The following is an 18,035-nucleotide window of genomic DNA, read 5'->3' as shown; positions in this document are numbered from 1 at the left end:
CGCTTGCATTTGTAGGCTGCAAAGATGACGACGATGATGACGACGAAGATCCAAGCGTTGTAACAACTTGGTATTGTACGGAAGAGGATGATGGTTCTGTTGTTACAGAAACACTTTACTTCTATGATGACAGCACATTTAAAGATGTAAATTCTTCTGAAGGCATAAATATAACTGTTGCAACTGGAACATATACTGGTGATACAACAAAAGATGGAAATGTTGTAATAACAATAAAGAAAATTGTAAAAGGCGCACTTGAAGACTCTGAATCAATGGAGCTTGTTGATGTTCCGTCAGAATATGCTTCAAAACTTGTTATTAAAGCTACAATTAATGGAAATACATTGACTGCTGTAACGGATGATGAGACTAGTTATTATATTAAAAAATAACTTTTTCTTCACTGAATAATTTTTAGGCTGTCAGTTCTTGGAATGCGCTTCAAGCAATTGGCAGCCTTTTTTGTCTTTAAAATTTTCTATTGTAAAACCCCAATATTCATGTTACTATAAAAAGATACATACACTTTTTAATCTTTTTGAGGTTTTTCGCAATGTCCAAAAAAATGATAATGGGAAACGAGGCGATTGCCTTGGGCGCAATTTGTGCCGGGGTAAATGTAATTTCCGGCTATCCGGGAACGCCTTCATCAGAGATAATAGAATTTGCGGCAAAATATATAAAGCAGACTGGCGCTTACATAGAATGGTCGGTCAACGAAAAAGCGGCTCTTGAAGTTGCGGCTGGAGCTTCTTATTGCGGCGCGCGCACTTTGGTCACAATGAAGCAAGTTGGACTGAATGTTGCCGGCGACCCTGCAATGTGTCTTTCCTACGTTGGCGTAAAAGGCGGAATGGTAATTGTAAGCGCGGACGATCCGGGACCAATCAGCTCGCAGACAGAACAAGACACAAGAATGTATGGTGCGTTTTCAAAGATTCCAGTTTTTGATCCAAGCTCGCCGGAAGAAGCATTTGAGATGATTCAGCAGGCATTTGAATTTTCTGAAAGATACAATACGCCGGTATTGCTTCGCCCTACAACGAGAGTTGACCACGGATACGCAAGCATGGAAATTCCGGAGCTTCCAAAGGCAAAAAAAATTAAAGGATTTGAAAAGGACACAAGCCGCTGGGTAATTTTTCCACGCACATCTTTTTTGAACCACAAGCGGATTTTTGAACGCAACGAATTTATTCTTCCGTCTGAATTTTCAAAAAGCAAATTTGATTTTATAGAAAACAAAATTCCGGGCAGCAAAAAAGGAATCGTTGCAAGCGGCGTGAGCTATTGTTATGCGAAGGAAGCTTTGGAAATTCTTGGCGAAAAAAATATTCCTGTTTTAAAAATCGGAACGCCTTATCCTTTTCCGTCTGAGCTTGCAAAAAATTTTTTAACGGACGCAGAAGAAGTTCTTGTAATTGAAGAGCTTGACCCGGTTATTGAAAACGAGCTTTTAAAGCTGTGCGGAAAAAATCATCTTGAAAATAAAATTCACGGAAAACTCACAAAAGAAATTCCAGAAGCCGGAGAATATTCTGTAGAAATTGCAAAGCAGGCGATTGCAAAATTTCTTGGACTTGAACTTTCAGAAAATAAAATTGAGCTTCCTCCTCTTCCTGTGCGTCCTCCTGTTCTTTGCGCAGGCTGTCCTCACCGTGCGAGTTTTTATGCGGTAAAGCAGGCGATGAAAGGCGAGAAGACTGTCTACTGCGGCGACATCGGATGCTACACTTTGGGAAATGCCAAGCCGCTTGATATGTGCGACACTTGCCTTTGCATGGGCGCGGACATAACCATGGCGCAGGGATTCTTTCATGCGGAAAACGACAGGCACTGTTTTTCGTTCATCGGCGATTCAACTTTCTTTGCTTCTGGAATCACAGGCGTTGTGAATGCGGTCTACAATCAAGCTCGCCAGACAATCTGCATTCTGGACAATTCCACAACTGCAATGACAGGACATCAGCCTCATCCCGGAACAGGCGTTACGATGATGGGCGAAATCACGGAAAAAATCAGCATAGAAAAAATCCTCAAGGCGGTCGGAGTTGAGCCTGTCGTTACGGTGAATCCGTTCAACTTGGAAGAAAGCATTGCGGCAGTAAAAGAATGCGATTCGCACAAAGGAGTCAGCGCGGTGATTTTCAAGTCTCCGTGTATCGCACTTTTGCGCAAGGAAGAATTCAAGGAATTTAGAAAGCCTGCTCTTTACGTTGAAAATGAAAAATGCGTCGGCTGCAAAAAATGCATAAACGAAATTGGCTGTCCAGCTCTAGGCATGAACGGCAAAAAAGCCCAGATTGACTCTTCGCTATGTACGGGTTGTTCGTTGTGCTCGCAGATTTGTCCGGTGAATGCGATTGCTTCAAAAAATTAAAGGCGGAAAAAATGAGTGTGAATATTTTGATATGCGGAATCGGCGGGCAGGGAACTGTTCTTGCCGCTAAACTTTTGGATCAGGCGGCTCTTCTTTGCGGGCTTACGGTTCACTCTGCGGAAACAATCGGAATGGCTCAGCGCGGCGGTTCAGTCGTAAGCCACGTTAGAATCGGAGAAAACTGCTGGTCGCCCCTCATTCCACTTGGTCAGGCGGACATGATTATTTCTTTTGAAATGACAGAAGCTGTAAGAAACATTCAGTATTTAAAACGCGGCGGAACAATCGTTGTGAATAAAAAAGTTACGTTGTCTTCAGCTTGCGCCGGAAAAGAAAATTCAACTGATGAAAATACTCTTTTGGAATTTCTGAATAAAAATTGTAACTCTGTTTGCGTTGTTGATTCAGAAAAAATTTGTTGTGAGCTTGGCACTTCAAAAGTTGTAAACACAATTCTTTTGGGCGCGGCGGCTTCACGCGGAATAAACGGAATCAGCATAGAAAAAATAAAAGAAGCTTTAAGAACAACGGTAAAACCTGCGTTGGTTGACATTAACATAAAGGCATTGGAAAAAGGCTTTGGAGGAAAAATATGAAATTGAATGAAAAGCAGCTTGCTCAAGTTGACAAGCAGATTAAGCGTCTTATTGCAGGCGACAGTTACTACGGAAAAATTTTGAAAGAGAAAAAAATTACCGGCGTTTCAAGTCAGGAAGAATTTGAATCCCTTCCGTTTTCTAGCAAGGACGATTTGCGCAACGCATATCCGCTTGGAATTCAGGCTGTGCCGGATGAAGAAATTGTTAGAATCCATTCATCGTCAGGAACAACAGGAAAGCCGGTTATAATTCCGTACACTGCAAAAGATGTTGACGACTGGGCGATTATGTTTGCGCGCTGCTACGAAACTGCCGGAATCACAAAAAAAGACAGAATCCAGATTACGCCGGGCTACGGACTTTGGACAGCGGGAATCGGATTTCAGGCTGGATGCGAAAAACTTGGCGCAATGGCAATTCCGATGGGACCGGGCAACACAGAAAAACAGCTTCAGATGATGCAGGATTTAAAATCAACTGTAATCACGGCGACTTCTTCTTACGCTCTTTTGCTTGCGGAGGAAATCAATAAGCGTGGACTCAAAGACAAAATTTGTTTGAAGAAAGGCGTGTTCGGTTCTGAACGCTGGTCAAAAAAAATGCGCAAGTATATCAAAGACGAGCTTGGAATTGAGCTTTACGACATTTACGGACTTACAGAAATTTACGGACCGGGAATCGGAATCAACTGCGAAAAAGAAAGCGGCATTCATTATTGGGACGATTACATTTATATAGAAATAATCGATCCGAAAACTGGAAAAATTTTGCCGGACGGAGAAGAAGGCGAAATCGTAATTACAACTCTCGTAAAGGAAGGAGCACCGCTTTTAAGGTTCAGAACGCACGACATTTCAAGAATTATTCCTGAAAAATGCAGCTGCGGAAGATGCTATCCGCGAATCGACATGATAAAGGGAAGAAGCGACGACATGTTTAAAGTTCACGGCGTAAATATGTTCCCAAGCCAAGTTGAAGAGTTACTGCAAAATGTTGACGGAGTTTCAAGCGAATATTCAATTGCAATTGCGCACGATGACGAAATCAACAAGGACATTATGATTCTTACTGCGGAAGCCGAGGGCAGAGTGAACTTTGACGAAACCGCAAAAAAAATCGGCGAAATGTTCAAGTCTAAAATCGGAGTAACTCCAAAAATTACAATTGTTCCGGTTGGTACTCTTCCACGCAGTGAAAAGAAAACAAAGCGCGTAACCGACTACCGCGACAACTGAAATAGAGTTTGCAACAAGTTGGATAAATTGGTAGAATAAAAAAATATTTACAAACAGAATTTTTTTGGAGAAACTATGAGCGATAAAAAAGATTTGTGTCCATGCGGTTCAGGAAAAGATTATGCTGAATGCTGCGAAAAAATTATAAAAGGCACAGAAAAAGCAAAAACTGCTGAAGCTCTTATGAGGGCGCGCTATACAGCTTATGTAAAGCATGAAATTGATTTTATTATCAACAGCTGCGAGAAAAGCGAAAAAATTGCAGAAATTGACCGCAAGGCAACTGAAGATTGGAGCAACAACAGCACTTGGCATGGCTTGAAAATTCTTCGTACAGAAAAAGGAACAGAAAACGACGACGAGGGCATTGTTGAATTTGAAGCTGAATACACTTCAAAAGGAATGCACGACATTCACCACGAAATCGGCGGCTTCAAAAAAGTAAACGGCGAATGGCTTTATAGCGAAGGCATGATGCGCCCAACAACAGTTGTAAGAGAAGGCAGAAAAATCGGCCGCAATGAACCATGCCCTTGTGGAAGCGGAAAAAAATATAAAAATTGCTGCGGCAAGAATTGACGCAGCAATTTTGTACAAGTTTGCGACCAAGGGGAGCAAATACCAAACTGCGGCAAGAATTGACGCAGCAATTTTGTACGATAATTAATTGCAGATAAAAAAATAATATGGGACTGTTCAAAAAGTTCAAAACGTCATTGCCGTGCTTGATACTGCGATGTTTCTGAAAGAAACTCGGTTAACAATCTATAAATAATTATATATTTAGATTTTCGGGTCAAGCCTGAAAATGACATAAAAATACTTTTGGAACAACCCATATTTAAAAACCGGCACTAGCCAGTAATTCCTTTTGAAAAATAAAATCTATATGTCAAAAAATATTTATACAGGCTTTCATGCTGTTGAAGAAAAAGTCAGATTGTATTCGGTTTCTAAGCCTAAAGAAATCAGCTTGAAAATTTTTTATTCAAAGCCAGGACCAAGAATTAAAAAAATAATTTCGCTTGCAAAGGATTCAAATTTTGAAGTTTCGCTTGTGAATGAAAAAGAACTTGACTCAATGGTTTTGCCGCTTCCAGAAACTGCTCGTGATCACCGCGGAATTATTCTTTTAGTTGAAGGCGAAAAAGAGAATTCAAAAAATCAAATTCAGCTTGAGCAGTGGATTACTTGCTGCCCTGAAAATGCTGTTGTTGTTGTTCTTGACAGTGTTACCGATCCGCATAATGTTGGTGCGATTTTGCGTTCATGTGATCAGTTCGGCGCAAATCTTATGGTCGTTCCAGATCATAGAAGCGCAGACATAAACAGCAATGAAATAATTGCACGTGCAAGCGCGGGAGCTTCTTCTTGGGTTGATGTTGCAAAAGTTCCAAATCTTGTTCGCGCAGTTCAGATTTTAAAGTCAGCAGGATTTTGGATTTATGGAGCGGATGCAGGTGGAACAACTCTTTTAAAAATAAAGTTTCCAAAAAAAACTTGCATCATAATGGGAAGCGAAGGCAGCGGAATTGCGCGTCTTTTGCAGGAACAATGCGATGAAATTGTTTCCATTCCAACTTGCGGAAAAATTGACAGCCTGAATGTTTCTGTTGCGGCCGGAGTTCTTCTTTACGAAGCCTACAGACAAAAACTGGAAAATTAATTTGCACTGCTTATTTATTTTTCTAAAGCATTACAAGTCCTTTGCCCCTTAGCGCGCGAAGGATTTTTTTTACTCCCGGATTTTTCTGAATAATATTTTCCATGAATGAACTGTCAAAATTTTTAGGTGAAAGGCAATAAAGCGCATGAATAAATTCTTCTTTTTCCTGCGATGAAATGTTTAGTGAAATTTTAAAATCTTCATGCATATAGTTCCACAAAAATTTGTTTTCACATAAGACGATATTTCCAGCGAGCCAAAAAAGTTTTTTTGCATTTAATGGAAAATTCCACTCTTTGTTTCGGCGTTCTTCATATTTTTCAATTGACTTTGCAATTAAATCTTTTGAAACATTTGGATGAGGAACTTTAAATTCAAACCATTTTTCAACAGGAACATTTAAATTTTCTCCGTGCATCCAACTTTGAAGCGCGGTATAAAGTCCGTTTCCGAATTTTGTAGATTTTTCTTCATCTTTAAAGTGCAGTCCATTTTTTGCAAATACTCCAGAATTTTTGGGAGCGAATGGATTTAAGTTTTTGTGAAGTCCTTCTTTCCATTCCGAATAAATTCTTGAATGTCTTGTTAAGACAAATTTGTGCCAGAAGCATGAATCAATAAGCCCTGCCGCATAAAGTTGCCGTAAAGTTTCCATGGAATTTATTGTGTCTTGCTCAGTTTCTCCAAAGTAGCCGTAAATCATGTATGCGTGAATTAAAATGCCAGCTTCCTTGAATGCACAGCACGCGCTTACAATTGAATCCAAATCAGTTCCTTTGCTTATGCTGTCCAAGCCTGTTCCTGTTGCAATTTCAATTCCGCCGGAAACTCCAATAAGTCCTCCAAAAGATAAAAATTCTGCCATGTCGCGGGAATAAATTTTTTCAAATCTTACGTTTCCCCAAAATGAAAAAGATGCGGAATGCTTTAAATTTAACTTGGAAAATTTTATCATTGCGGCTGGAGGCATTGCTTCGTCAACAAAATGAATTCCGTGTATTCCGTTTTTTTCTGATTGTGATTTTAATTCGTAAAAAAGATTTTCAATTTGAACAAGCCTGTAGGAAGCAACATAGTCAAGGCTTACATCGCAGAACGCGCATTTGTGCCAGTAGCATCCGTGCGCAAGATAAGCTTTCATCCAAGCTCCGTCTGACCACAAACGTTGCATTGGATTTTCGTCATCGGCAACTCGCGGATAAATAGAAAAATCAGTTTCTGAATAATCAGGAACAATTAATGATGTCTGCTCATTTTCAAATTTTTCATATTCCAAAGACGACTGCAATGGTTCTATGACTTTTTCTTTTGCAAACAGACGCATTTTGTAAATCTGATTTTCTTCTGAAACTTTTCCGTCTGGAAATACATCAAAGAAATTTTTGTATGAACCGTAGCCTCTGTCGTAGCTTATTGCATCTGCGTATTTAAAAAATGAACTGTCGCAAAATTCTCTAAGTTCTGTGTTTATGAATCCGCCGCCAAAACATATAAAAAGTCTTTCTCCATATTTTTCTCGTAAGTATTTTGCTGAAAATAGGGCTGGCGTAAAAGTTCCTGCAAACGGTACAGAAATACAAACAAGTGTTTTTTCGTTTTCAGGAATATTTATTTTTGAAAATGCGGCTTTTAAAACTTCTGTGTAAAAAGTTGTCAAAATAGGCGAGTTAAGTTTTTCTTCAATTTGACTAAAAGAAGTTTCGTTTACAGCAATGCTTTCTGCGTAACGCACGAGTGAAAAACTTTTATCGAACGCAACTGAAATGTAGTCTGTCAAATCTTCGATGGCAAGACTTGCTATATTCCTTGTGTCGTCTACATTTGGTTCTCTGTCAAGATTTGATATGTAGTTTTCCATGCGGTTTCCACGCGGAGTATATGGGCTTAAGATAAATCTGTGGCCAAGTTCGCGTGAACTTGGATTTTGTTTTCCGCATAAAACTGACATTATAAAGTCAATCCATTCAATCCACAAATCACTTTGAAAAATATATCGTCTTAAATTTTTTGCAGTTGCGAAGTCTCCGTTTTTTTCTGCGGCGGAAGCAATTTTCATTGCGTTTTCTTTTGAAAGCTTAAAAAGTTTTTTCAATCCGTTTTTTGAAAAAATTGAATGTATAAGTTGCACGCTTAAATCTAGCCATATAGCTTTGTGTCCGTTTTTGTTGAAAAAAGATTTTAGATATGCTCCTGATGGGTATGGAGAGTTAAGCTGAACTAAAGGCGGCTGGATTACAATTATATTCATGGCAAAAACAATTCTAGTTAGAAGAAAAGCTGTTGTCAAATATTTTGTATGGAAGATTGTTATATCGATGCGGAAAATCGTTAAAGAAAAAAATATTTTCTTACATTATAATTTTCGAGAAAAATACGATTAATTGAGGTTTGTATGGCATCGCTTCTTCTTGCTGTGATTTATGTGGCTTTTATAAGTCTTGGGCTTCCTGATCCATTGCTTGGTTCTGCTTGGCCTTCAATGTATAAAGATTTCGGCGTGGATATTTCTTTTGCCGGAATTATTTCAATGATTATTGCTGCAGGAACTGTTTTTTCAAGTCTTATGAGCGACAGGTTTACAAAAAAAGTCGGCGTTGGAAAAGTTATGGTGATAAGCGTTGCAACAACAGCTCTTGCGCTTTTTGGATTTTCAATAAGCAGTTCATTTTGGATGCTTTGTCTTTGGGCTATTCCCTATGGACTTGGAGCTGGAAGCGTGGATGCCGCCCTTAATAATTATGTCGCCCTTAATTATAAAAGTCGCCACATGAGCTGGCTTCATTGCATGTGGGGAGTTGGAACTGCGATTGGACCTTCTATAATGGGATTTACATTGACTGGTCAGCATGGATGGAATTCTGGCTATAGATATATTGCGATTTTTCAGACAGTTCTTACGGCGGTTCTTGTAGGTTCTCTTCCGCTTTGGAAAAAAAATAAGCCGCAAAATGATTTTCATGAATCGGAAAAAAATGAAAAGCCTCTTTCCTTGCGTCAGATTTTTTTAATTCCCGGAGCAAAGGAAGTTATGATTGCGTTTTTTTGCTATAGCACCCTTGAGCAGACAGCTGGACTTTGGGCAGGAAGCTATCTTGCGCTTTATGAAAAAGTTTCTCCTGAAAAAGCCGCTTTTTTTGCAGGAATGTTTTACATTGGAATTACACTTGGACGAGCCGTCAGTGGATTTTTAACAATGAAAATGAATGACACGCAGATGATTCGCCTGGGACAGTTTTTTGCGCTTGCAGGAATTGCTGCGGTAGTTTTGCCTTTTGGACAAAGTTCTACAGTTGCAGGATTGATAATAATTGGACTTGGATGCGCGCCAATTTATCCATGCATAATACATTCTACTCCAGCACATTTTGGAGCAGACAAGTCGCAGGCAATAATCGGAGTTCAAATGGCAAGTGCTTATACTGGCACAACTTTGATGCCTCCGTTATTTGGAATGATTGCATCAAAAAGTACAATCGCATTATATCCATTTTATCTTTTGATTGCTCTTGCGCTTCTTTTTATTATGCATGAAAAACTTGTAAAGAAAACTTCGGAAGTCTAATTTAAAAGCCGCACTTTGCAAACAAGCGGAAGATGGTCGCTGTATCCTCTTCCGTTCCAAAGTGAATATTTGTACGGAATAGAATTTTCGTTGCACCAAAATCCTTCCGCCGCTGGAAAAAATCCTTCGACTTCTATTTTCCCTGAATAAAAAATATTGTCTATGCGCGACCATTCTTCTCTAAAATAATAGCTTCCCGGCTCAATTAAATTTCCGTTTTCATCAAACCAAGGTGATTTTGCCAAAAGTCCTTCATCGCCAAGAAGTTTTCCGTGCCAAGCTCTAAGCAAAATATTTCCGTTTTCCTTTACGCAAAAATCATTTATGTCTTTGTTAAAATCTCCGGCCGCAAAAATAGCCTTGCCTTCGTTTAATGCCTGGTTCATAAAAAATGAAAGAACGCTTTCTTCACGGTTTCGCCATTTTTCAGTTTTTTCTTCTCCTCCGCTTTTGCTTTTCCAGTGATTTACGAAAATGCTCAAAGTTTTTTCTTTTAGTTTTATTTCAATTTCTGACAAAGGTCTTGTACGAGGCATTTTTTCATTTTCAGTTCTTATGTCGAGTGAATGCAAATTCATTTTTTGCAATGGAATTCTTGAAAGAACTCCGCAGCCTATTGCTCCGCCTTCACTTTTTGAAAAGCAAGCGTATCTGTATATTTTACGCGGATTCCATTCGCCTGCAAGAAAATTGCTTATGTCGAATAGAACATTTGAATTTTCAAGTTCTTCCATTATAAAAATATCAGCGTCAAGTTTTTTTATAACTGAACAAAGCCGCCTGAGCCGTTCCTTATACATTTCTTCGCTCCAAGTTTTGCTTTTGATGAATTCAGGATATTCTGTTCCGTCATTGTTTGCATCAAAAAAAGTCTGTACATTCCAATTTGCAATTTTTAATTCAGATTTGGCAGAATCGCAACAGGTAAAAAACGGCATGAATAAAATCCACAAAACAGCATAAATTTTAAATCGCTTGTTAAAATTAATTTTCTTCATAATTTCCTCTAAAAATATATATTCGAATATTTACAAAAAATGCATTAAATTGATAAAATATTTTAAAAAGATGAAAGATATTCCTTTGCCTACGAAACGCCGTCTTGTTCTTTTGGAACGGCTGCTTTCAGGCTATAAAGAAAAAAATATAACTTCGCAAAAAATTCAAGAGCTTACCGGCTGGACTTCCGCAGTTGTCCGTCGTGATATTTCAGCATTAAAATTGAACTGCGGAGCAACGAACGGCTACAAGGTTGAAGAGCTTAAGTCTCATCTTGAAAAAATGTTCGGTGAAAAAAAAGAAAGCTTGCGGTGCTGCATTGTTGGCCTTGGAAGAATGGGCCAGGCCCTTTTGGACACTTCGGAACTTTATGATTCGCCGTTTAAAATTGTAGCCGGATTTGATTCAAGCGTGAACAAGACGGAAGTTTTAAGCTCGTCGTTTCCGCTTCATCCTACGACTTTGATGAAAAAAATTATCCGTGAAGAAGAAATTTCCTATGCGATTCTTACCGTTGATTCAGATGAAGCTCAGCCACTTACTGATTTGCTTATTGACTGCGGAATAAAGGGAATTGTAAATTACACGCCTTGTGTACTAAAGGTTCCGAGCGAAGTTCCCATAGAAAATGTAAGCCTTTTAACCGCTCTTGAAACTTTAGCCATAAACTGAAAACTTCATTTTAAAAGTTAAATTTTTGCATTAATCCTATTGACACTTTGATGTGAATTTTGCTAGTATGTTTTCACATTCATGGAGCGATGTCTGAGTGGTCGAAAGTACCTGTCTTGAAAACAGGCGTGCCGAAAGGTACCGGGGGTTCGAATCCCTCTCGCTCCGTCCTAAACAGAGTTTTAGGGAATTGGAGGCGTTGTAGAGCGGTTAATACAACGGTTTGCTAAACCGTCGGTTCCCTAAAGGGCCGGGCAGGTTCGACTCCTGTCGCCTCCGCTACTAAACAGGTTTCACTTGATTTAGCAGCAGAGAAAAGGTCTGTTTATGAGATTGTAGCTCAGCTGGATTAGAGCACCACCCTGCGGAGGTGGGGGTCGCACGTTCGAATCGTGTCAGTCTCAATTATATTTAGATTTCAGTTTGTAAGGATTCAGCAAGAATGAATCCTTTTTTTGTTGACATTTAGGAAAGATGTCCGAGTGGTTTAAGGTACACCCTTGGAAGGGGTGCGTAGCAGAAATGTTACCGGGGGTTCGAATCCCCCTCTTTCCGATTTTGAGCCTAGATGCTCTGCACATTGCAGCTGGAAAACCCCGCCAGAGCGGGAACGCAGCAACGGTATTCAGTTTGCAGTGGTGCCGGAGATTATCTAGGCTCTTTTTTTTACATTGAAAAGTCTTTTCCAAGGTAGATTTCTCGGGCTTCCTGCGACTTTAAAATCTCTTCTTTTCCGCCTGAAACTAAAATTGTTCCTGTGGAAATTATTATGGCGCGGTCAGTTATTTCCAAAGTATCGCGCACATTGTGATCTGTTATAAGAACGCCGATTCCTCTTTTTGCAAGCAGCCTTATGATTCCTTTTATATCCGCGACTGCAATCGGATCTATTCCGGCAAAAGGCTCGTCTAAAAGCAGAAATTTTGGCTCTATTGCAAGTGAGCGTGCTATTTCAGTTCTGCGCCGTTCTCCGCCAGACAAAGTGTACGCCTGCTGTTTTCTTATGCGCCCGATGTTGAATTCCTCTATAAGCTGGTCAAGCTCCCGTTTTTTTTCGATTCGTGTTAAATCCTTGCGTGTTTCAAGAATTGCCCAGATATTTTCTTCGACTGTAAGTTTTCTAAAAACTGAAGGTTCTTGCGGAAGATACGAAATTCCAGCCCTTGCTCTCTTGTACATTGGAAGCTGCGTTATGCATTCTTCATCAAGAAAAACATCGCCAGCTGTTGGCTTATAAAATCCCACAATCATATAAAAAGTTGTGGTTTTTCCAGCTCCGTTTGGCCCTAAAAGTCCCAGAACTTCCCCGGTTTGCATAGAAAAATCAACGCCCTTTACAACACTTTTTTTCCCGAATGACTTATATAATGAAGAAACTCTTAGCGTGCTTTTTTCTTTATTCTGGGATTCCATTCTGCTCCTCCGAGATTTCTTTTTTTTCTTCAGTATTCTCGCTGTTTTCTGGTTCAGTAGAATTTTTTTGATTTGGCTTGCTTGATTCCGCAGTGGAAACAGAGCCTTTTACTCTTCCTGTGAGCGTTATTTCCTGAGTTTCCATGTCAAGAAGAATCACCTGCGCGCGGAAAGTGTCTCCGTTCTGCACGATTTTCGGATTTCCGCTCATTTCCAAAGTCTGCTCGTTTTTGCTGTAGATTGCGTAGGCGGAAGTGCAGACATTTTTCTTTTGCGTCAAATTCACCTGAATCTGCATGATGGCGGTTTCTTTTTTCTGGTCGTATTCAATGAGTTCAGCCTTTGCATTTACGCCGTTCTCTGTGTCAGAAAGCTCAACGTTCTGCTCTAGAACTGCGATTTTTGTCTGCCTGTCGTATTGCATTCTTTCGCAGGTAAAATCCATTTTGCTTTCTGTGTTTTTTCCGGCAACTTTCCCGCTTGCAACTATCCGCCTGAAATTCTTTCCGGAAAGCTCTATTGTTTCCGCAGAAATTTCCATGTTTTCTGTTTTTACCTTTGCACTGCCTTTTAAAATTGTCGTGCTGTTTTTGCTTCCAGCTGTTCCCGTCATTGAGTCTGCGCTGAACGTTATCTGCTCCGCGCTTGCCGCAAAAGAAAAAATCAGAAGCAGTATATAGAACAAAATGAATTTTTTACTCTTCACTGAAATTTTCTCCGTCTGATTCTTCGTTGTCATCCGTTGTGATTATTCCCGTTACAGGATTTGCAAATTCAAAACTTTTGGAAAGTCCGCTTGCAGAAAATCCGCTTCCCTGAATTTCAATGTCGCTTCTTGTAAGCTTTACATTTCCATCCTTTGTGGAAACCATCTGCTTTGTTTCTGAATTCCATTTTAGTCTTTCCGCATTTATTTTGAAATTCTGTTCGATGTTGTTGATGAAAATTTCGTTGAACAACGTGTAGATTTTTGTGTCGCTGTTGATTCCAAGCAAAGCGCAATATCCTTCAGTCAAAAGATCGCCGCCTGAATTCCAAGTTTTGAATCTTGCGTCTTTTGCATAAGCTGAACTGTCCTTGTATTGCTCAAGAGTCTGCGCCTGAATCTGCGTTGAAAGTTTGTTGTCTTCGTATTTTTTGTAATCGGCGTCTTTAAATTCAAGTTCCGGGGAAGAGTCTGTTCCGCTGGGATTTTCATCGTATTTTAAGGAACAGGAGGAAATTGCAAGGAGCAAAAGGAAAAAAGCGGCTTTGAGCATTTTGCGTTTACAGAACTTCTATTATTTCAGGTTTGCCAGGAATTGGAATTTTCCGTGTAACTGCAAAAACTAGCGCAGAAGACAAAAGAAGAAACAAAAGCACAAACACAGCTTTTCCGTCGCTTGAAATCGATTTTCCGAAAAAATTCATTATAGGCGAGGCTGCAAAATATCCTGCGATTGCGCACAGAAACGGAATAAAAAGCGAAACAATTCCCTGTGCTGCCTGCACTTTTTTGTTTGCCCCGATTATTACAATAGAACCGCTTGAAATTTCCATGTTATGCGGATTTGCAACTTCAAATGCGTGGTTTCTTTTGGCGCATCCGGCTGAGCAGCTTGCGCATTCTTCTTTTTCAAATCTTGCGGCAAGAATTTTGTTTTCTTTTATCGACATTATAAGAGCTTTTTCGGTCATGCTTTCCTTCTTGCGGATTTTATTCAGTTTTTTTTATTGACTCAAGCATCCTGTTGCATTCCTGGACGCCGGCTTTGTTGTTCAGTTCTTGATAAGTGTCGCGCAGATTGAAAAGTGCATCGTAATAATGCGGGCTAAGCGAAACTGCGTGCTCAAAAAAATTGGCGGCTTCCACATAATCGCCTTGCTGAAAACTTACAACTCCGCTTGTGTTCCAGTAATGCGGATTTACTGGATTTAGTTCAAGGCCTTTTGCGCAGTAAAGCATGGCTTCGTCAAATGTCTTTGTGGAAACACAAAATGAAGCTAGGCTGTCCAATGTGTCTTCATCGTATGGATTTATTCTGTAAGCGTGCTCCATTGCGGCTTTTGCAAGGGAAATTTTTCCTGCGTCATGGTAAGTAAGCCCCAGGTTGAACCACAAAAGATAATTTGAATTTTCTACAGTTATCGCCCTTTTTAGGCAGGCAATCGCATCTTCGTATTCGCCTTTTGAGGCAAGATGAACCGCCTGATTATTTAGTTTTTCGCTGTTTTCAAGCATCTTTATTTTCTGCTCCCATAAGTTCTTTTGGAATCATCGAAACAAAAAGCTCTTTTATAAGAATTGCATCCTCGTTGTCTTTTCCGAAAAGTTCAATAAAAGAGTTTCCTCCGTTAAAAATAAGCTCGATTCCCTTTTTCTTTGCTATTTTAATAGAAGAATTTTGTTCCATAAGGGCGATTGCTTTTTCTACAGCCGGACTTTCAATTCCTTCTTTTGCAGCCTGAATAAAGAAATGGCTAAGTTCTTGAGTTTCCTTGGGATTTTCCTTGTTCTGCTCAAAAAAAGTAAGAACTGGAAGCGATTTTTTGCCTTCAACAATGTCGTCTCCGCGCTTTTTGCCAGGATTTCCTGTTGTAAGATTTATAACATCGTCAATAATTTGAAATCCGGCTCCAATTTCAGAAGCGATTATTCCGGCTTTTTTTACAGTTTCATCGTCCGCATTGGAAGCAAGTGCTCCTGTTTTGGCGGCAAGAGAAGCCAGCGTTCCTGTTTTGCCCTTTACCATTTCAAGATATTCTTGCACAGAAGGAACTTTTGTGTTGTCCCTGTGCCAAGCTATGTCCATTGCCTGCCCCAAATGAAGCCGTCTAAGCTCCATAAGATAATTAGTGAAAAGTCTATTTTTAAGCTCTATAGAACAATTTAATTTCTCTATGCAGAGTGGAGCTTCAAAGTAGAGCCAGGAACCTGCGTTTATTGCAGTGTCGATTCCGTAAGTTATGTATGCGGCTGGTTTTCCGCGGCGAACAGGAGAACTGTCCTCAATGTCGTCATGGATAAGGCTTGCTGTATGCACAAATTCAACAAGAGGCGCAAGTAAATATGCCGCTTTTTGGGATTTTTCTTTGTCTTTTGCACAAGCTCGGGCGCATAAAACTAAAAGCAGAGGTCGCCATCTTTTTCCGCCAAGGTCCACTAAAGAGCGTGTTGTTTCTATAAGCGGAAAAATGTGCTTGGAGTCTATATTTTCATTTCCAAAAGAAAGTTTTTTCCATTCGCTGTTTGCTTCAAGCGGAAGAAAGTTTTTTATAGAAGATTCAATCTGTTCCAAATGCGCCAAAAAATGCTTGTTCATAGAATACAATAATAACTGAGGTTGCTTCAAAAGTCTATGGCTATTTGAAATGGAAATTAACTGTTATTCCCCGATTTAATCGGGAAATCTCTACACGTGAGATACTCCGGTCAAGCCGGAGTATGACATAATGTTAAACCTAAAATGACATTGGAATATCTTTTTTGTCAAAGTATGACATCAGTTTTAGTAATTATAGGAAAAATCTTCTATGCGGGAAAGCTCATTTACTGTTGTTCCGAATTTTTCTGCAACATCGTAGTAGCTTATTCTTACTGGATTTCCCAAAGCGTCATTTTTGTAAATGCGGCGTTCTGTGATTTTTGCATTTTCATAAACTTGAATTTCTGTAAGGAAGTCGTTTGCGTCATAGCGGAAAGCAATTTTGTTTGTGCAGTTTCCTTCCTCATCAAAAGTTTCTATCGCAGCGATTTTTTTTGATTCTGTAAATGAATAGTTTCTTGAAAGACTGAATGATCCGTCTCCGTTGTATTCAGTTTCCTGGACAGGAATTCCATCGTCATTCAAAGTCTGGATTACGCGCATATAGAGTTTTCCGTCTTTGTCGTAGTGGTTTTCCGTAACTTTTTTGCCTTCATATTTATAGATTGTCTTTGAACTAAGGTTGCCGGAATCACTTTCTGTAACTGTGTATGACTTGATTTTTGAGTCAACGCCGTATTCGTATTCAGTCTTGAGTTCTGCTTCAGATTCTGCGTCAAAGTAAGCCATGCTTGCAAGTTTTTTTGCGTTGTAAGTGTATGTTGTTTTTGTTATAAGCTCGTCTTTTGCGTTTAAGAGTGAATATTCCGTTTCTTGTCCGTTGCTGAAATTGTGAACTTCTTTTTCTGAAATAGAGCGGAAATATTCACCAAACTTAGAAGTTACAGAATAATTTGTCTTTGTGTAGGAAGTAACGTTTCCGGCTGGAGTAAATCCAGTTGAAAAATTGTCGGCAAAAGCAGAAAATGCTGAAAGGACAGCAACAGCGAAAAAAGCGGTTTTTTTCATAAATCCCCCAAATGTTAAAAGTGTAAATTTATCTTACTTATTATCGACTAAAAAGCAAAAAATTTTTATAGTAAACGCATGGATTTTTTTGAGCTTAAGGCTTTTATTTCCGTGGCAAAGAATCTTCATTTTGCTCGTGCCGCAAACGAAATCAATTTAAGTCCTTCTGCATTAAGCCGGCTTATTTCAAGATTGGAAGAGGAAACCGGCGCTGAGCTTTTTGACAGAAGAAGCAAGGATATATTTCTTACAGAAAAAGGCAGGAAATTTCTTGGTTTTGCTTCAAAGTGCGTGGAAGAAAAAGAAAATCTTGTAAATGAATTTTCGCAGCTAAAGGACAGCGTGTGCGGAACTCTTCATATTTATGCTAGCGTTACGGCGTGCTATACGATAATGCCTCCGTTCATAAAAAAACTTTCTGCAAAATATCCGGCGGTTCATCTTTCCATAGAAACAGGAGATCCTGCCGGGGCTGTGAGCGCGGTGAGGGAAGGGCGGGCGGAACTTGCGGTGGCGGCAATTCCTGACGAGCGTTCTGCATTTTTTGACTGCATTTCCGTGTGCCGAACTCCTCTTGTATTTGCGGCTGCATTGAGCGGTCCTTATGTTGACGTGCAGGGAAGTCCGCAGGATATAGTTTCCACAGTGCCTTTGATTTTGCCAAAAGCTGGACTTGCGCGCAAAAGATTCGATTCTTGGATAAAAAGCCGCAATGTTCATCCGGAGGTTGCCGCGGAAACAGAAGGAAACGAAGCTGTAATGGCTCTTGCCGCTCTTGGACTTGGAATAGGACTTGTTCCAAAAATTGTTTTGGAAAACGGACCATACAAAGAAGGCTTTGTGTCTCATAACGCAGGAAACGCGCTAGGCTTTTATGACATAGGATTCATTCAAAAGGCAAAAATCACGGGAAGTGAAAGCGCAAGAAAAATCCGCATTGCAGTGAATGAAATATTGGGCATTTCATAAAATTGTATTTTGCAATGTTAGAAGCAACTAAAAAAGCTATAAGAAAAAGCGCGTCAATTCGCCAAGTTGAGCGTAAATGGAATTGGACTGCGCGATTTTACAATCGCTTGCCAACGCTCAAAACGGCTCTGTTGCCGCTTTCTTTTTCTTACCGCATTTTTAGTTATTTATTATTAATAGCCCAAATGTCGAGTTTTGATAAGAACAGTAATTTAAGTGTCATT

The 18,035-nt window shown here is 39.7% G+C and carries 19 protein-coding genes, 4 tRNA genes and 1 other RNA gene; 15 read left to right on the top strand and 9 right to left on the bottom strand.

The window, feature by feature from the left end; translation table 11 throughout:
* The 6 genes from B3209_RS05115 to rlmB all read left to right on the top strand — a co-directional run.
* The coding region (locus B3209_RS05115) for a hypothetical protein (protein ID WP_296690050.1) at positions 1–395 on the top strand (395 nt) is incomplete at its 5' end.
* Positions 396–556: 161 nt separating this feature from the next.
* On the top strand, positions 557–2,383 hold the full coding sequence (iorA, locus tag B3209_RS05110) for an indolepyruvate ferredoxin oxidoreductase subunit alpha (protein WP_296665172.1): 1,827 nt from the start codon (positions 557–559) through the stop codon (positions 2,381–2,383).
* 11 nt (positions 2,384–2,394) lie between these two features.
* The gene (locus B3209_RS05105; protein WP_296665174.1) at positions 2,395–2,979 is read left to right on the top strand and encodes an indolepyruvate oxidoreductase subunit beta; all 585 of its coding nucleotides are present in this window, start codon (positions 2,395–2,397) and stop codon (positions 2,977–2,979) included.
* Positions 2,976–4,217 carry a phenylacetate--CoA ligase family protein gene (locus B3209_RS05100; RefSeq protein ID WP_296665176.1) on the top strand — a complete coding sequence of 414 codons (1,242 nt, stop codon included), beginning with the start codon at positions 2,976–2,978 and terminating at the stop codon, positions 4,215–4,217. The genes B3209_RS05105 and B3209_RS05100 overlap by 4 nt, the downstream gene beginning before the upstream one ends.
* 75 nt (positions 4,218–4,292) lie before the next feature.
* Positions 4,293–4,796, top strand: coding sequence for a YchJ family protein (locus B3209_RS05095; RefSeq protein ID WP_296665177.1), 504 nt, complete (start codon positions 4,293–4,295; stop codon positions 4,794–4,796).
* Positions 4,797–5,106: 310 nt separating this feature from the next.
* Positions 5,107–5,883, top strand: coding sequence for a 23S rRNA (guanosine(2251)-2'-O)-methyltransferase RlmB (gene rlmB, locus B3209_RS05090; RefSeq protein ID WP_296664172.1), 777 nt, complete (start codon positions 5,107–5,109; stop codon positions 5,881–5,883).
* 22 nt (positions 5,884–5,905) lie between these two features.
* On the opposite strand, the gene B3209_RS05085 is transcribed toward rlmB, so the two are convergent.
* Positions 5,906–8,131 carry a B12-binding domain-containing radical SAM protein gene (locus B3209_RS05085; RefSeq protein ID WP_296690048.1) on the bottom strand — a complete coding sequence of 742 codons (2,226 nt, stop codon included), beginning with the start codon at positions 8,129–8,131 and terminating at the stop codon, positions 5,906–5,908.
* Positions 8,132–8,275: 144 nt separating this feature from the next.
* On the opposite strand from B3209_RS05085, the gene B3209_RS05080 reads away from it, so the two are divergent.
* Positions 8,276–9,445, top strand: coding sequence for an MFS transporter (locus tag B3209_RS05080; protein WP_296664171.1), 1,170 nt, complete (start codon positions 8,276–8,278; stop codon positions 9,443–9,445).
* Here the strand turns inward: B3209_RS05080 and B3209_RS05075 are convergent.
* Positions 9,442–10,443 carry an endonuclease/exonuclease/phosphatase family protein gene (locus B3209_RS05075; RefSeq protein ID WP_296664170.1) on the bottom strand — a complete coding sequence of 334 codons (1,002 nt, stop codon included), beginning with the start codon at positions 10,441–10,443 and terminating at the stop codon, positions 9,442–9,444. The genes B3209_RS05080 and B3209_RS05075 overlap by 4 nt on opposite strands.
* Before the next feature lie 70 nt (positions 10,444–10,513).
* On the opposite strand from B3209_RS05075, the gene B3209_RS05070 reads away from it, so the two are divergent.
* From B3209_RS05070 to ffs, 6 genes are all read left to right on the top strand, one after another.
* Positions 10,514–11,116, top strand: coding sequence for a redox-sensing transcriptional repressor Rex (locus tag B3209_RS05070; protein ID WP_296664169.1), 603 nt, complete (start codon positions 10,514–10,516; stop codon positions 11,114–11,116).
* A gap of 83 nt (positions 11,117–11,199) precedes the next feature.
* Positions 11,200–11,284 (top strand) — tRNA-Ser (locus B3209_RS05065).
* Between the two features lie 24 nt (positions 11,285–11,308).
* A tRNA-Ser gene (locus tag B3209_RS05060) sits at positions 11,309–11,395 on the top strand.
* 50 nt (positions 11,396–11,445) lie between these two features.
* Positions 11,446–11,520: transfer RNA gene (locus B3209_RS05055), tRNA-Arg, on the top strand.
* Positions 11,521–11,584: 64 nt separating this feature from the next.
* Positions 11,585–11,671, top strand: a tRNA-Ser gene (locus B3209_RS05050).
* Positions 11,672–11,678: 7 nt separating this feature from the next.
* Positions 11,679–11,777, top strand: an RNA gene (gene ffs / locus B3209_RS05045) — signal recognition particle sRNA small type.
* A 5-nt stretch (positions 11,778–11,782) separates the two neighbouring features.
* On the opposite strand, the gene lptB is transcribed toward ffs, so the two are convergent.
* The 7 genes from lptB to B3209_RS05010 form a co-directional block, all read right to left on the bottom strand.
* Positions 11,783–12,529, bottom strand: a complete 747-nt coding sequence (gene lptB / locus B3209_RS05040) for an LPS export ABC transporter ATP-binding protein (protein ID WP_295798590.1) — start codon at positions 12,527–12,529, stop codon at positions 11,783–11,785.
* Complete coding sequence (locus B3209_RS05035; protein ID WP_296663493.1) at positions 12,513–13,235, bottom strand: LptA/OstA family protein; 723 nt, start codon at positions 13,233–13,235, stop codon at positions 12,513–12,515. The genes lptB and B3209_RS05035 overlap by 17 nt, the downstream gene beginning before the upstream one ends.
* Entirely contained in the window at positions 13,225–13,788 is a 564-nt protein-coding gene (gene lptC / locus B3209_RS05030; RefSeq protein ID WP_296663495.1) for an LPS export ABC transporter periplasmic protein LptC, read from the bottom strand. The genes B3209_RS05035 and lptC overlap by 11 nt, the downstream gene beginning before the upstream one ends.
* Before the next feature lie 7 nt (positions 13,789–13,795).
* The gene (locus B3209_RS05025; RefSeq protein ID WP_296091832.1) at positions 13,796–14,206 is read right to left on the bottom strand and encodes a SoxR reducing system RseC family protein; all 411 of its coding nucleotides are present in this window, start codon (positions 14,204–14,206) and stop codon (positions 13,796–13,798) included.
* Positions 14,207–14,225: 19 nt separating this feature from the next.
* A complete protein-coding gene (locus tag B3209_RS05020) occupies positions 14,226–14,750 on the bottom strand; it encodes a tetratricopeptide repeat protein (protein WP_296091833.1) in 525 nt (174 codons plus the stop codon).
* Complete coding sequence (locus B3209_RS05015) at positions 14,743–15,831, bottom strand: polyprenyl synthetase family protein (protein ID WP_296663499.1); 1,089 nt, start codon at positions 15,829–15,831, stop codon at positions 14,743–14,745. The genes B3209_RS05020 and B3209_RS05015 overlap by 8 nt, the downstream gene beginning before the upstream one ends.
* Before the next feature lie 186 nt (positions 15,832–16,017).
* The gene (locus tag B3209_RS05010; RefSeq protein WP_296663503.1) at positions 16,018–16,842 is read right to left on the bottom strand and encodes a hypothetical protein; all 825 of its coding nucleotides are present in this window, start codon (positions 16,840–16,842) and stop codon (positions 16,018–16,020) included.
* Between the two features lie 78 nt (positions 16,843–16,920).
* Between B3209_RS05010 and B3209_RS05005 the strand changes: the two genes are divergently transcribed.
* Together B3209_RS05005 and B3209_RS05000 are read left to right on the top strand one after the other, a co-directional pair.
* Positions 16,921–17,811 (top strand): LysR substrate-binding domain-containing protein, encoded by an 891-nt coding sequence (locus B3209_RS05005; RefSeq protein WP_296663506.1) that lies wholly within the window; start codon positions 16,921–16,923, stop codon positions 17,809–17,811.
* Between the two features lie 14 nt (positions 17,812–17,825).
* Positions 17,826–18,035: hypothetical protein (locus B3209_RS05000; protein ID WP_296690046.1), on the top strand; the 210-nt coding region annotated here is incomplete at its 3' end.

The organism is Treponema sp. UBA6852 (assembly GCA_002449305.1).
Lineage (GTDB): Bacteria > Spirochaetota > Spirochaetia > Treponematales > Treponemataceae > Treponema_D.
Note: the sequence above shows the minus strand (reverse complement) of the source record. Positions and strands in the feature narration are given on the sequence as shown.

Bases quoted from the DNA above. Each gene is read 5' to 3' on its own strand.
- B3209_RS05015 (WP_296663499.1), bottom strand. From the start codon at position 15,831: ATGAACAAGCATTTTTTGGCGCATTTGGAACAGATTGAATCTTCTATA.
- B3209_RS05075 (WP_296664170.1), bottom strand. From the start codon at position 10,443: ATGAAGAAAATTAATTTTAACAAGCGATTTAAAATTTATGCTGTTTTG.
- lptB (WP_295798590.1), bottom strand. From the start codon at position 12,529: ATGGAATCCCAGAATAAAGAAAAAAGCACGCTAAGAGTTTCTTCATTA.
- B3209_RS05005 (WP_296663506.1), top strand. From the start codon at position 16,921: ATGGATTTTTTTGAGCTTAAGGCTTTTATTTCCGTGGCAAAGAATCTT.
- B3209_RS05010 (WP_296663503.1), bottom strand. From the start codon at position 16,842: ATGAAAAAAACCGCTTTTTTCGCTGTTGCTGTCCTTTCAGCATTTTCT.
- B3209_RS05105 (WP_296665174.1), top strand. From the start codon at position 2,395: ATGAGTGTGAATATTTTGATATGCGGAATCGGCGGGCAGGGAACTGTT.
- B3209_RS05085 (WP_296690048.1), bottom strand. From the start codon at position 8,131: ATGAATATAATTGTAATCCAGCCGCCTTTAGTTCAGCTTAACTCTCCA.
- iorA (WP_296665172.1), top strand. From the start codon at position 557: ATGTCCAAAAAAATGATAATGGGAAACGAGGCGATTGCCTTGGGCGCA.
- B3209_RS05100 (WP_296665176.1), top strand. From the start codon at position 2,976: ATGAAATTGAATGAAAAGCAGCTTGCTCAAGTTGACAAGCAGATTAAG.
- B3209_RS05095 (WP_296665177.1), top strand. From the start codon at position 4,293: ATGAGCGATAAAAAAGATTTGTGTCCATGCGGTTCAGGAAAAGATTAT.
- B3209_RS05070 (WP_296664169.1), top strand. From the start codon at position 10,514: ATGAAAGATATTCCTTTGCCTACGAAACGCCGTCTTGTTCTTTTGGAA.
- B3209_RS05080 (WP_296664171.1), top strand. From the start codon at position 8,276: ATGGCATCGCTTCTTCTTGCTGTGATTTATGTGGCTTTTATAAGTCTT.
- B3209_RS05025 (WP_296091832.1), bottom strand. From the start codon at position 14,206: ATGACCGAAAAAGCTCTTATAATGTCGATAAAAGAAAACAAAATTCTT.
- lptC (WP_296663495.1), bottom strand. From the start codon at position 13,788: ATGCTCAAAGCCGCTTTTTTCCTTTTGCTCCTTGCAATTTCCTCCTGT.
- rlmB (WP_296664172.1), top strand. From the start codon at position 5,107: ATGTCAAAAAATATTTATACAGGCTTTCATGCTGTTGAAGAAAAAGTC.
- B3209_RS05020 (WP_296091833.1), bottom strand. From the start codon at position 14,750: ATGCTTGAAAACAGCGAAAAACTAAATAATCAGGCGGTTCATCTTGCC.